A 13231-nucleotide genomic window follows, 5' to 3' on the forward strand; every position below is an offset into this window, starting at 1 on the left:
ATGAATGCGCGGCCCGGCTGCTCGCCGTTCTGCTTCCCTCAAGGGTGAAAACCGCGGCGGGAAGGATGTCCGCCCGCCGCCGTCCTCTCCGCTAGCCCAGGGTCTCCAGCGCCGCCTTGAACGTGGCGCTGGGGCGCATCGCCGCCGCGGCCTTGCCTGCGTCGGGGCGGTAATAGCCGCCGATGTCCACCGGCTTGCCCTGCACTGCGATCAACTCGTCGACGATCTTTGTTTCGTTGTCCGCCAGCGCGGCGGCCAGCGGTGCGAACGTCGCCTTCAAGCCGGCGTCCGCGTCCTGCGCAGCCAGCGCCTGCGCCCAGTACAGGGCGAGGTAGAAATGGCTGCCGCGGTTGTCGATCCCGCCGAGCTTGCGCGTCGGCGACTTGTCGTGGTCGAGGAACTGCGCGTTGGCCGCGTCAAGCGCGTCGGCCAGCACCTTGGCGCGCTGGTTGCCGGTGGTCTCGGACAGATGCTCGAGCGAGGCGGCCAGCGCCAGGAATTCGCCCAGCGAGTCCCAGCGCAGGTAATCCTCGGCAACGAACTGCTGCACGTGCTTGGGCGCCGAACCGCCAGCGCCGGTTTCGAACAGGCCGCCGCCGGCCATCAGCGGCACGATCGACAGCATCTTGGCGCTGGTGCCCAGTTCCATGATCGGGAACAGGTCGGTGAGGTAGTCGCGCAGCACGTTGCCGGTGACCGAGATGGTGTCCTCGCCGCGGCGGATGCGTTCGAGCGACAGCGCCATCGCCTCGACCGGTGACAGGATGCGGATGTCCAGGCCCGCGGTGTCGTGGTCGGCCAGGTAACGCTCGACCTTGCGCGCCACGTTGGCGTCGTGCGCGCGCTGCGGGTCGAGCCAGAACACCGCCGGCGTGTTGCTCAGCCGCGCGCGGTTGACCGCGAGCTTCACCCAGTCCTGGATCGGCGCATCCCTGGTCTGGCACATGCGCCAGATGTCGCCGGCGTGCACTTCGTGCGTCATCAGCGCGTTGCCGGCCTCGTCGAGCACGCGCACGGTGCCATCGGCGGGGATGCGGAAGGTCTTGTCGTGGCTGCCGTATTCCTCGGCCTTCTGCGCCATCAGGCCGACGTTGGGCACGCTGCCCATGGTCGCCGGATCGAATGCGCCGTGGGCCTTGCAGTCCTCGATCACCGCCTGGTAGATGCCGGCGTAGCTGCGATCCGGGATCAGCGCCTTGGTGTCCTGCAGCTGGCCGTCGGCGTTCCACATGCGGCCCGAGTCGCGGATCATCGCCGGCATCGAGGCGTCGACGATGATGTCGCTGGGCACGTGCAGGTTGGTGATGCCCTTGTCGGAGTTCACCATGGCCACGCCGGGGCGCTCGCCGTACAGCGCGTCGATGTCGGCGGTGATCTGCGCGGCGACGTCTGCCGGCAGCGACGGCAGGCGCACGTACAGGTCGCCGATGCCGTTGTTCGGATCGAAGCCGGCCTCTTCCAGCACCGCGCGATGCTTCTCGAGCACCGGCTGATAGAACGCCTCGACCGCGATCCCGAACATGATCGGGTCGGAGACCTTCATCATGGTGGCTTTCAGGTGCAGCGAGAACAGCACGCCGCGTGCGCGCGCGTCGTCGATCTGCGCGCGGATGAAGCGCGACAGCGCGGCGGCATCCATCACCGCGGCATCGATCAGTTCGCCGGCCTGCACCGCGACGCCGGTCTTGAGCATGTGGCGACGGCCGTCGCGGCCTTCCAGTTCGATCCGCACGCTGCCCGGCTGCGCGATTTCCACCGACTGTTCGCTGCCGTAGAAGTCGCCGGCGTCCATGTGCGCGACGTGCGACTTCGAGTCCGATTCCCACTTGCCCATGCGGTGCGGATGCTTGCGCGCGTAAGCCTTCACCGAGGCCGGCGCGCGGCGGTCGGAGTTGCCTTCGCGCAGCACCGGGTTGACCGCGCTGCCCTTGACCCGGTCGTAGCGCGCCTTGGTCTCGCGTTCGGACTCGTCGCGCGGCTCGTCGGGGTACGCCGGCAGCGCGAAGCCCTGCGCCTGCAGTTCGGCGATCGCCGCCTTGAGCTGCGGCACCGAGGCGCTGATGTTGGGCAGCTTGATGATGTTGGCTTCCGGCGTGGTCGCGAGCTTGCCCAGTTCGGCGAGGTCGTCGGCGACGCGCTGGCCCTCGCCCAGCGATTCGGGGAACTGCGCCAGCAGGCGCGCGGCCAGCGAGATGTCGCGCGTCTCCACCGCGATCCCGGCGGTGGCCGCGTACGCCTGCACGATCGGCAGCAGCGATTGCGTGGCCAGCCACGGGGCTTCGTCGGTGAGGGTGTAGAGGATCTTCGGGGTGTCGGACATTGGGGGAACTCGCTTGCTGCGAAAGGAGGCGCGGGGGCAGCCACCGCGTGCGCGGGGACTACGGCGGGACCGCGGTTGGCCGTCCATTGTCGCGCGCGCGCACTGCCGGGCCAAGCGCGCGCCATCGGAGTCGCGGAGACGGGCGAAAAACGGGGAGCGGCTTCGGACTGGCCATTCGAGGCGATGGAAGGTTCTTCTCGCGGCCGAGGGAGAGCGCTGCGACCGGGATGCCTGGGCATTCGCACCCGACGTTCCGACTTGCGCGGCGGTCGCCAGCAAAAGCATTGGGACCCGCTTCGGAAAGTTTGCGTCGGATCCGTCAGGCGCGGCGAGACGCGCTCGGACAACAGGCAACCGACTCCGGAATCGGGCGAAGAAAAAAAGGGCGCGGCTCGCGCCACGCCCTTTTCCGTGCAGGCCGTTTCGGCCGACAGTTACTTCACCTCGAAATCCTTGCTCTGCACGACGTTGCCGTCCAGCGAAATCTCGACCTTGTACTTGCCGGCCGGGAGCCCGGCGGCCTGCGAGATGTGGAACTCGGTGTCGCCCGCGCCGCTCAGGTTGAGATCGCGCGTTTCCTCGTTGACCACCTGGCCATCCTGGAACAACCACTTGGCGCCGAGCTTGGCCGGCACGCTGGCAGCGGCGTCGCTGGTGCTGGTGGAGACCGACACATAGATCGTGTCCTTGGGCGCGAAGGTGGCCGACGGCGTGGCGATCTTCATGTCGGCGCCGACGGCGTTGCCCAGGGTGACTGCGGTCACCGAGGCGGCGGCCGGCGCAGGCGCAGGCGCGGGTTCGGGCGTGGGTGCGGGAGCCGGTTCGGCGGGGGCAGGCGGCGGCGTCATCGCCGTCTCGTCCTGGTTCTTCTTGCAGCCGACCAGTGCCAGCGAACCGAACAGGGCGGCGGCGATCGCGATATTGAGCATCTTGCGGGTCATGGGATTCTCCGAGGGGAAAGGAAGGCGCAACGCCGGAACTCAGTCTTCGGCTGCCGGGATCTTCAGCACCTGGCCGGGCTTGATCAGGTCGGGGTCGTCGAGCTGGTCGCGATTGGCTTCGAAGATCCGGTTCCAGCCGCTGGCCTTGCCATAGAACTGCTGGGCGACGTGCGACAGCGTGTCGCCCTTCTGGACGGTGTAGGTCTGCTCTCCGATGGATTCCTCAGTGCTGGCCGAGCCGCCCTGGACGTTGCTGAAGTCGGCCTTGGGCCGGGTAGCCGCGGCTTCGGTGCTGCTGGAGCCGCCCTGCACGTTGGAGAAATCGGCCTTCCTGTCGCCGCTGCTGGGTGCCAGCGACAGCGAATCGGGATCTTCGGGTTGGTTGGGATTGCTCATCGTGGCCTCCTGTGCCGCGTTTGCGCACGGCAGCGTCCCACGGGGCCTGTTAAGAAAACATCGCGCCGCGGCAAAGCCTGAAGCGCGTATTCATTGGCGCAGGTCGCGCTCCGCGGGCGGCGCGTCCATGCCGGGCAGCACGCGCCACGGATTGATGTCCAGGCCGCCGCGGCGCGTGTAGCGCGCTTCCACCGACAGCGCCTGCGGCCGGCAGCGCGCCAGCACGTCGACGAAGATGCGCTCGACGCACTGTTCGTGGAACTCGGCGTGCTCGCGGAACGACACCAGGTAACGCAGCAAGCCTGCGCGGTCGATGCGCGGGCCGCGATAGGCGATGCGTACGCTGGCCCAGTCGGGCTGGCCGGTGACCGGACAGTTGGACTTGAGCAGGTCCGAGCGCAGGATCTCGTCGACGATCTCCGCGCCATCGGCGGCGAGGAACCCAGGCTGCGGCATGTCGTAGGCGTCGCAGTCGATCTCGATCGCGTCGATCGACGCCGCGCGATCGGATTGCGCCATCGGCGGCAGCCCGAAGACGACCTCGACCGCGGCGCCGGCCGCCTGCGACAGGTCGCGCACGATGCATGCACGCGCCGCTTCGGCAGTGTCGAAGTGGGCCGCGTTGAGCGAGTTGAGGTAGAGCTTGAGCGACTTGGATTCGATCAGCTGCGGGGACTGCGCCGGCACCGTCACCGTGGCGGTGGCCACGGCCGGCTTGCCGCGCGCGTCGAGCCACCCCAGTTCGTAGGCGTGCCAGCGGTCCATCCCGGCGAAGGGCAGGGCGATGTCCGCCAGGCCAAGCCCGGCGCGGCCGTGCGCGCGCGGGATCGGGAACAGCAGCGTGGGGTCGTAGCCGCGGGGATAGTCGACCGCGCGGCCGAGCGGAATGTCGGGGGAAGCCATGCGCCGATTTTACGCGGATACGACCGCAGGAACCGGAGTGCGCGCGGCGGCTGCAGCCGCGATCGTGCAGCGCCACGACCGGAGCAAGCATGCTGACCTTCCACGACTACCTCCCCTCACGCAACGCGTGGAAGGTGCGCCAGCTGCTGCACCACCTGCAGCGGCCGCACCACGTCCGCCATGTGGGCATCTTCGCCGGCGAAGGCCGGCACGAGGCCTTCCTGCGCCTGAGCCCGACCGGCACGGTGCCGGCGATCAAGCTCGACGACGGCCGCGCGCTCGCCGAGTCGAACGCCATCCTGTGTGTCCTCGCCGACGGCACGCGCTACCTGCCAGCGGATGCGTTCGCGCGCGCGAAGGTCTGGCAGTGGCTGTCGTTTGAGCAGGAGCGGATCGAAAGCCAGGTCGGCGCGTTGCGCTACTGGAGCCTCACCGGCAAGCTGTCGCGGCGTGCGCCGGCGCTGGTGGAAGCCAAGCGCAAGGCGGCGCAGCGCGCGCTGGAAATCCTCGATGCGCAGTTCGCGGTGCGCGACTTCATCGCCGGCGAGGCCTACACGGTTGCGGACATCGCGCTGTTCGCCTACGCCAGCCGTGCGGAAGAAGCCGAGGGCCTGTCGCTGCGACCGCACGCACGCCTGCGCGCCTGGATCGATCGGATACGCGGGCAGCCGGGGTTCCTCGACGAGGTGTTCGCGTACTCGATCGATCCGCATTCGGCCGGAGAGCTGCCATAGCGCCAGATGCCGGTGGACCTTGTGGGGGCGGCTTCACCCGCCAGCTTTCGACCTTTGCTTGGCGGAACGGAAAAGCTCGCGGCTGAAGCCGCTCCCACATGCAAGCTGGACTGTTGGCGCTATGTGCCAGAAGGCCCCTCGAGGTAATCCAGCGTCACCTGCAACATCGCGCGCAGGCCGACGTCCAGCGAGGATTCGTCCAGCATGAACTTCGGCGAGTGGTTGCTCGGCGCGCTCGCCGGGTCGATGCCCTGCGAGGTCGCGCCGACAAAGAAGAACATCGATGGCACTTCCTTCGCGTAGTAAGCGAAGTCCTCGGCGCCCATCTGCAGCGGCGGCTCGTAGACGTTGTTGGCGCCGACCACCGCCTGCAGGCTCGGCAGCATGCGCGCGGTTAGCCGCGGATCGTTGACCGTCACCGGGTTGCCGGTGCCCACCGGGATGTCGGTGGTGACGGTCGCGCCGTGCGCCGCGGCCACGTGGTTGGCGACGTTGTCCAGGTCGGCGTGGATGCGCGTGCGCATGTCGTCGTCGAAGGTGCGGATGGTGCCGACCAGCTGCACGCTGTCGGGGATGATGTTGTAGCGGATGCCGCCGTGCACCGAGCCGAAGCTGACCACGGCCGGCTGCCTGGAGATGTTGCTGCGGCGGCTGACGACCGTCTGCGCGGTGCCGACCAGATCGGCGGCTGCGACGATCGGGTCCACGCCGCCCCACGGCGCCGAGCCGTGCGTCTGGCGGCCGTGGACGTCGATGGTGAACTTGTCCGACGCTGCCATCAGCGGCCCGCCGCGCACCGCGATCTGCCCGGCCTGCACCGACGAGAACACGTGCAGGCCGAACATTGCCTCGGGCTTGAAGTCACCGAACAGGCCATCGGCCAGCATCAGCGACGCACCGCCTTCCTCGCCCGCGGGCGCGCCTTCTTCCGAGGGCTGGAACACCAGCATCACCTGGCCCGAAAGCTCGTCGCGCATCGCCACCAGCGCATCGGCCACCCCGAGCAGGATCGCGGTGTGCGCGTCATGGCCGCAGGCGTGCATCACCCCGGTCTGCTGGCCGTTGAAGGTGGTGGTGACCTGGGATGCGAACGGCAGCCCGGTCTGCTCGCTCACCGGCAGCGCGTCCATGTCGGCGCGCAGTGCGATCTTCGGCCCGGGTCGCCCGCCCTTGATGATGGCGGTGACGCCGTGGTGGGCAATGCCGGTCCTGGGCGACAGCCCGAGCGCGCGCAGGTGCTGGGCGACTTTCGCCGCGGTGCGCTCCTCGCGGTTGGACAGCTCGGGATGCGCGTGGAAGTCCCGGCGCCAGTCCACGACGTCCTGCTGCAGCGATCTCGCGGCGCTGGCGACTTCGGCGCGCTGCGCCGGCACGGTGTCCTGCGCGGTCGCGCACGGCGCAGCGGCGAGCAGGGCCAGCAACAGCGGACTGAAGCGAAGGGCGAGGGGCATGGCGATCACTTTCGGCGGAGGGAACGTGATCGTACCGTGCCTGCGTCCTCCCGTTCTCCGGTTGCCGCGGCGCATCCGGCGCCGCGCGCGTCGTCGCGGCGCCTGCCGAGGTCACTCGCCGGGCAGGCGCGGCACCGCTGTCGGCCGCCCGCGCGCGTCGAGCGCGATCATCACGAAGCGTCCCCGCGTGCACAGCTCGCGTTCGCCGCTGAGCAGGTCCTCGGCGACCAGCTGCACCTCGACCTGCATCGACGTGCGGCCCACCCCGATCACGCGGGCAATGGTTTCCACCAGCTGTCCCTGGCGGATCGGCAGCTTGAAATCGACCTGTTCCGAGCGCGCGGTCACTACCGTGCGCCGCGCGTAGCGCGATGCCGCGATGAAGGCGGCCTTGTCCATCCACGCCAGCGCCTGGCCGCCGAACAGCGTGCCGAGGTGGTTGGCGTGGTCGGGGAAGACCATTTCCAGCAGACGGGCTTCGGTATGGTCGGACATGCAAGCTCCATGGAGCACCCGCCGCGGGGCGCGGTGCGAGTTTCAGAACGCGTGGTCGAAGCCGACTTCGCCCTGCACGCCGACCTGGTAGGCCGACACGCGCCTCTCGAAGAAGTTGGCCAGCTCCTGCACGTCCTGCAGCTCCATGAAAGGGAACGGGTTGCGGGTGTTGAAGTACTTCGGCATGCCCAGCTGGGCCATGCGCTGGTCGGCGCAGTATTCCAGGTACTCGCGCATGTCGCGGATCGACAGGCCGGCGACGCCGCCGCTCAGGGTGTCCTCGGCGAATGCGACCTCGCATTCCACCGCCTCGATCATCATCTCCACCACCTGCGCCTTGAAGTCGTCGTCGACCAGGTCCGGCTCCTCCTCGCGCGCGGTGCGGATCACCTCGAATGCGAACGCCATGTGGCAGCTCTCGTCGCGGAACACCCAGTTGGTGCCCGAGGCCAGCCCGTGCAGCAGGCCGCGCGAGCGCAGGTAGTACACGTAGGCGAATGCGCCGAAGAAGAACAGGCCTTCGATGCAGCCGGCGAAGCAGACCAGGTTGAGCAGGAACCGGCGGCGCTGCCCGCGCGTCTCGATGCGCCCGAGGTCCTGGACGCTGTCGATCCACTTGAAGCAGAACTCGGCCTTGCGCCGGATCGAGGGGATGTTCTCGGTCGCGGCGAACGCCCTCGCCCGCTCGTTCGGGTCCGGCAGGTAGGTGTCGAGCAGGGTCAGGTAGAACTGCACGTGCAGCGCTTCTTCGTAAAGCTGCCGCGACAGGTACATGCGCGCCTCCGGCGCGTTGATGTGCTGGTAGAGGTTAAGTACCAGGTTGTTGGAGACGATCGAGTCGCCGGTGGCGAAGAACGCGATCAACCGTTCGATGAGATGCCGCTCGGCGGGGCCGAACTTCGTCCTGAGATCGTTGGTGTCGAGGGAGAAATCGACCTCTTCCACCGTCCAGGTATTGCGGATGGCGTTGCGGTACATCTCGTAGAACTGCGGATAGCGCATCGGCCGCAGGGTGAGTTCGAAGCCGGGGTCGAGCAGGCGTTGGCGGTCTTGCGTGGACATGGGAGTTTTCCTTGGGGCGTCTGTTCGCTCGCCGAAAGCGTCGGCACGAGTCGCGAGGAGGCGGGAGTGCCGCGACAGGCCGGATTGCGCCCCGGTCGGGGCGGGAGCGCGAAGCGGAGGATCCGGCGTCAGCGCTCGTAGAGATCCGAGGCATGACGACTGATGAACGTGGCCAGGCCGCGGCCCGCAAGCGCGAGTCGCTTCATCTCGTCCACCCTGGCGCGACCCGCCGTGCGATGGCTGTACCGGTAGACCCGATCGCTGTCGCGGAAGCGCACCAGGATCGCATCGGGGCACAGTTCGAAGGCCTCGACCCCCGACCCGCCGGTCGTGTCGGAATAGCGATGCATCGCAACCTCCAAGCGTTCATTGGCAGGCCTCGCAGCTTTCGGGGTTCTCCAGCGAACAGGCCACCGCTCCGGCCTCGGTATACGCCGGGGCCGGTGCATGCGCCGTGGCGGGAACCGTTGCCTTCGCGATCTTCGTCGCCGGCCGCGATCGCAGGTAATACGTGGTCTTGATGCCGCGCTTCCACGCGTGCATGTACATCGACGACATCGCCCCGATGTTCGGGCTTTCCATGAACAGGTTCAGCGACGCCGACTGGTCGATGAACGCACCCCGATCGGCGGCCATGTCGATCAGCGAGCGCATCGGCACCTCCCACGCCGTGCGGTAGATCGCGCGCAGCACCGCCGGAAGCTCGGCCAGGCCCTGTACCGAGCCTTCGGCGTGCTTGATCGCATCGCGGGTTTCCGGTGTCCACAATCCGAGCTTCTTCAGCTCGTCGACGAGGTAGCGGTTGACCTGCAGGAAGTCGCCGGACAGCGTTTCGCGCTTGAACAGGTTGGAGACCTGCGGCTCGACGCATTCGTAGCAGCCGGCGATCGAGGCGATGGTCGCGGTCGGCGCGATCGCGACCAGCAGCGAGTTGCGCAGGCCGTCCTTGCGGATGCGGTCGCGCAACCCATCCCAGCGCGCCACGTCCTGCGGCACCACGTTCCACGCGTCGAACTGCAGCTCGCCACGGGCCGCACGGGTATCGTCGAACGCCGGGTGCCTGCCGCGCTCTACGGCAAGCTCGCACGAGGTGTCCAGCGCGACGTAGTAGATGGTTTCGGCGATCCTGGCCGACAGGGCGCGCGCCTGTTCGCCGTCGAACGGCAGCCGCAGCTTGAAGAACACGTCCTGCAGGCCCATCACGCCAAGGCCGACCGGGCGCCAGCGCAGGTTGCCGCGATGGGCGGACTCGATCGGGTAGAAGTTCAGGTCGATCACCCGGTCGAGCTGGCGCACCGCGAGGCGCACGGTTTCGCCGAGCCTGTCGTAGTCGAAGCGCCCGTCCGCATCGACATGGTGCGACAGGTTGATCGAACCCAGGTTGCAGACCGCGGATTCCTCGGCGGACGTGACTTCGAGGATTTCGGTGCACAGGTTCGACAGGTGGATCACGTTGCCGGGCCTGGCGGTCTGGTTGCCGGCGCGGTTGCAGGCGTCCTTGAAGGTCATCCAGCCGTTTCCGGTCTGCGCCAGGGTGCGCATCATCCGCGCGTAGAGATCGCGCGCCGGGAGGGTCCTTGCCGCCTTGCCCTGCGCCTCGGCCTGTTCGTACGCGCGCTCGAACGCCTCGCCGAACAGGTCGGGCAGTTCCGGCACCCTGTCCGGGTCGAACAGCGACCACGACGCGCCCGCCTCGACCCGGCGCATGAACAGGTCCGGGATCCAGTTGGCGAGGTTGAGGTTGTGGGTGCGGCGCGCGTCGTCGCCAGTGTTGTCGCGCAACTCGAGGAATTCCTCGACGTCGGCGTGCCACGGCTCCAGGTAGACGCAGGCCGCGCCCTTGCGCTTGCCGCCCTGGTTGACCGCCGCGACCGACGAATCCAGGGTCTTGAGCCACGGCACGATGCCGTTGGAATGGCCATTGGTCGACCGGATCAGCGCGCCGCGCGAACGCACGCGGGTGTAGCTCACGCCAATGCCGCCGCTGAACTTCGACAGCTGCGCGATCTCGCCGTAGTTCTGGTAGATCGACTCCAGCGAGTCGCGCGGCGAGTCGAGCAGGAAGCATGACGACAGCTGCTCGTGCGTGGTACCCGCGTTGAACAGCGTCGGCGACGAGGGCAGGTAGTCGAGGTTGCCCAATCGGTCGTACAGCGCGAGCGCTTCCGGCACGTCCTCGCTCAGCGCACACGCGATGCGCAGGAAGAACTGCTGCGGCGTCTCGATCACCTTGCGCGTGTGCGGATGCCGCAGCAGGTAGCGGTCGTACAGCGTGCGCAGGCCGAAGTAGTCGAACCGGCGGTCGAGCCCGTTGTCGACGGCGTCGTTGAGCTTGCGCGCGTTGGCCTGCACGAAGCCGAGCAGGCGCTCGTTGACCAGGCCGACATCAAAGCCGCGCGCAACCGATTGCGAGAACGCGTGGATTTCCTGGCCGGCGACTTCCTTGCCGATGACGCCGGCCAGCAGGCGCGCGGCCAGCTGGCCGTATTCGGGTTCCTCCGCGGTCAGCAGCGCCGCGGTGCGGATCGACAGTTCGTCGAGCTCGCGTGTGCTTGCGCCGTCGTACAGGCCTGAGATGGTGCGCGTCGCGACGCGCATCGGGTCGACCGCGTGCAGGCCGTCGGCGCAGCGCTGAACCGCGCGCACGATCTTGTTGAGGTCGACCGGCTCACTGCCGCCGTTGCGCTTGTTGACGCGCATCGCGGTGGCGGTCGGCGGTGGTGCAAGCAGGAAGGCTGCCTCTTCCCGGGTCGTGTCGATTGCGACGGCCGCCGCTACGTTGTCGTGCATGTCGTGGCTCCTGGATGACGCACTGCGTCGCCTCTCCCGCGGAGGCGGCGAAGCAACGCATCGCGCGGGGACGCCACAGGCGTCACCGAGCGACCGCGCCCGGCATGCCGCTCGCAACGCCGGGCGCTGCAGCAACGTGCGGCGTCATCAAAGGGTGTGGAAGCGGTGTCGCAGCGGCCGCGACCGTCGCGCAGGCGAGGCCGGGCTTGCGTCACCAGCCATCTCCCCCCGGAGATTCCGCGGCCGGCACCGCGCGGCGTGCATGCGCGCGGCTGTCGGCAGGTCTTCGGACTCGTGGACGCGGGCCCCGGCCGTTGTGGGAGCGGCTTCAGCCGCGAGCTTCGCCGGGTATCCCGGCATCGAAACAAAAGCTCGCGGCGGAAGCCGCTCCTGCAAGACCGACCCTCCTACTGGCCGTCGCTTCCCGGGATCCACGATCCCAGTGCTGGTGACGGCGGTCGTTTCCACATACCGCTGCGGGGCAGTGCCGGATTCCAACCGGCTTCCCTTTTCATCCGATGGCGCGAGCCATCGGAACCGACCGGCACAACATAGTGTGGTTGCGAAGAACGGTCAACACAAAATAATGTGCATGCACTCTGCCGACTAGAATCGGGGCATGCCGACAGCATCGAAAGCCGAGCCCCGATGACCACATCCCGCCGACTGCGCCTGCATGCGCGCCCGGACCCGCTGTTGGAGCGCGGCATGGCCGACATCCAGCGCGAGCTGGGCCTGCCCTCCGCGTTCCCGCCCGAGGTCGAGCAGGCGGCCGCCGCGGCCGCCGCGCATCCGCGTCTGCCCGGCGAGGACCGCAGCGACATCGCCCTGGTCACCATCGATCCGCCCGATGCAATGGATCTGGATCAGGCGATGTTCGTCGAGCGCAACGGGGACGGCTACCGCGTGCATTACGCGATCGCCGACGTGGCCGCGTTCGTCGTCGCCGGCGACCCGATCGATCTGGAAGCCAACCGCCGCGGCGAAACCCTGTACGGCGCCGACGAAAAGATCCCGCTGCATCCCAAAGTCCTGTCCGAGGACGCCGCATCGCTGCTGCCCGGCCAATTGCGCCCGGCGCTGCTGTGGACGATCGATGTCGACGCCACCGGCGAAGGCGTCGCGGTGGACGTGCGCCGCGCGCGCGTGCGCAGTCGCGCCAAGCTCGACTACGCCGGCGTGCAGGCCGACATCGACGCTGGCACCGCGGACCCGATGTGGGCGGTGCTGCGCGAGATCGGCGAGCTGCGCAAGCAGCGCGAGCAGCGCCGCGGCGGCGTCAGCCTGCCGCTGCCGGAGCAGGAAATACGCGTCGAGGACGGGCGCTGGAAGCTGGAGTTCCGCGCCCGCCAACGGGTCGAGGACTGGAACGAACAGATCTCGCTGCTCACCGGCATGGGCGCCGCGCACCTGATGGTGGCGCACGGCGTGGGCCTGCTGCGCACCCTGCCCGAAGCCGATCCGCGCGCGATCGCGCGCCTGCACCGCACCGCACGCGCGCTGGGCATCGACTGGCCCAAATCGCGCGGCTACCCGGATTTCATCCGCTCGCTGGATCCCGCCAACCCGCGCCACGTGGCGATGATGACCGCCTGCACCACGGTGCTGCGCGGCGCCGGCTACGTCGCCTTCGACGGCACCGTGCCCGAGCACTCGCAGCACGCCGCGCTGGCGGCGCAGTACGCGCACGTGACCGCGCCGCTGCGGCGCCTGGTGGACCGCTACGCGGGCGAGGTCTGCGTGGCGCTGTGCGCGGGCAAGCCGGTGCCGCAGTGGGTGCTCGATGCCTTGCCCGGGCTGCCGGCGACGATGCAGGCGTCCGCGCGCCGCGCCGGCCGCTACGAAAATGCGGTGCTCGATCTCGCCGAAGCCGCTGCGCTGGCGCCGCGCGTTGGCGAAACCTTCGAAGGCGCGGTCGTCGAGGTCGACGGCAAGGATCCGCGCCGCGGCGAGGTGATGCTGCGCGAACCGGCGATCCTGGCCCGCGTGGAAGGGGCCACCGAACTGCCGCTCGGCGAACCGGTGCAGGTGCGGCTGGTCGAGGCCGATCCGGGCCGCCGCCGCATCCGTTTCGAGCTCGTGGACGTGGTGGAGCCGCTCCGGCCGACCGGGTTCTAGCGCGACGCGCTCCAAAGCCTG

General features: G+C 68.7%; 11 protein-coding genes and 1 riboswitch. Of the genes, 2 read left to right on the forward strand and 9 right to left on the reverse strand.

Features of this window, described 5'->3' with window-relative positions; all coding sequences use genetic code 11:
* Window positions 1-91: 91 nt before the first annotated feature.
* From ACFOM9_RS11005 to queF, 4 genes are all read right to left on the reverse strand, one after another.
* A complete protein-coding gene (locus ACFOM9_RS11005) occupies window positions 92-2320 on the reverse strand; it encodes an NADP-dependent isocitrate dehydrogenase (protein WP_386710322.1) in 2229 nt (742 codons plus the stop codon).
* Window positions 2321-2754: 434 nt separating this feature from the next.
* Window positions 2755-3261 carry a hypothetical protein gene (locus ACFOM9_RS11010; protein WP_386710324.1) on the reverse strand — a complete coding sequence of 169 codons (507 nt, stop codon included), beginning with the start codon at window positions 3259-3261 and terminating at the stop codon, window positions 2755-2757.
* A 39-nt stretch (window positions 3262-3300) separates the two neighbouring features.
* On the reverse strand, window positions 3301-3657 hold the full coding sequence (locus ACFOM9_RS11015; RefSeq protein WP_386710327.1) for a LysM peptidoglycan-binding domain-containing protein: 357 nt from the start codon (window positions 3655-3657) through the stop codon (window positions 3301-3303).
* A gap of 90 nt (window positions 3658-3747) precedes the next feature.
* Entirely contained in the window at window positions 3748-4560 is an 813-nt protein-coding gene (queF, locus tag ACFOM9_RS11020) for an NADPH-dependent 7-cyano-7-deazaguanine reductase QueF (protein ID WP_386710330.1), read from the reverse strand.
* A gap of 89 nt (window positions 4561-4649) precedes the next feature.
* Between queF and ACFOM9_RS11025 the strand changes: the two genes are divergently transcribed.
* Complete coding sequence (locus ACFOM9_RS11025; protein ID WP_386710333.1) at window positions 4650-5294, forward strand: glutathione S-transferase family protein; 645 nt, start codon at window positions 4650-4652, stop codon at window positions 5292-5294.
* A gap of 119 nt (window positions 5295-5413) precedes the next feature.
* Here ACFOM9_RS11025 and ACFOM9_RS11030 read toward each other — a convergent pair whose 3' ends face one another.
* The 5 genes from ACFOM9_RS11030 to ACFOM9_RS11050 form a co-directional block, all read right to left on the reverse strand.
* On the reverse strand, window positions 5414-6745 hold the full coding sequence (locus ACFOM9_RS11030) for an amidohydrolase (protein ID WP_386710336.1): 1332 nt from the start codon (window positions 6743-6745) through the stop codon (window positions 5414-5416).
* 111 nt (window positions 6746-6856) lie between these two features.
* Entirely contained in the window at window positions 6857-7240 is a 384-nt protein-coding gene (locus ACFOM9_RS11035; protein ID WP_386710339.1) for an acyl-CoA thioesterase, read from the reverse strand.
* A gap of 42 nt (window positions 7241-7282) precedes the next feature.
* Window positions 7283-8302: a ribonucleotide-diphosphate reductase subunit beta gene (locus tag ACFOM9_RS11040; protein WP_386710342.1), complete on the reverse strand. Its 1020-nt coding sequence runs from the start codon at window positions 8300-8302 to the stop codon at window positions 7283-7285.
* Window positions 8303-8430: 128 nt separating this feature from the next.
* Window positions 8431-8652, reverse strand: coding sequence for a hypothetical protein (locus ACFOM9_RS11045; protein ID WP_386710345.1), 222 nt, complete (start codon window positions 8650-8652; stop codon window positions 8431-8433).
* Window positions 8653-8668: 16 nt separating this feature from the next.
* Window positions 8669-11092, reverse strand: coding sequence for a ribonucleoside-diphosphate reductase subunit alpha (locus ACFOM9_RS11050; RefSeq protein ID WP_386710348.1), 2424 nt, complete (start codon window positions 11090-11092; stop codon window positions 8669-8671).
* Between the two features lie 260 nt (window positions 11093-11352).
* A riboswitch (cobalamin riboswitch) is annotated at window positions 11353-11649 on the reverse strand.
* Window positions 11650-11740: 91 nt separating this feature from the next.
* Here ACFOM9_RS11050 and ACFOM9_RS11055 point away from each other — a divergent pair.
* Complete coding sequence (locus tag ACFOM9_RS11055) at window positions 11741-13210, forward strand: RNB domain-containing ribonuclease (protein ID WP_386710351.1); 1470 nt, start codon at window positions 11741-11743, stop codon at window positions 13208-13210.
* The last annotated feature ends 21 nt before the right edge of the window (window positions 13211-13231 follow it).

Origin of the sequence: Luteimonas notoginsengisoli, assembly GCF_042648885.1 — a bacterium.
Lineage (GTDB): Bacteria > Pseudomonadota > Gammaproteobacteria > Xanthomonadales > Xanthomonadaceae > Luteimonas > Luteimonas notoginsengisoli.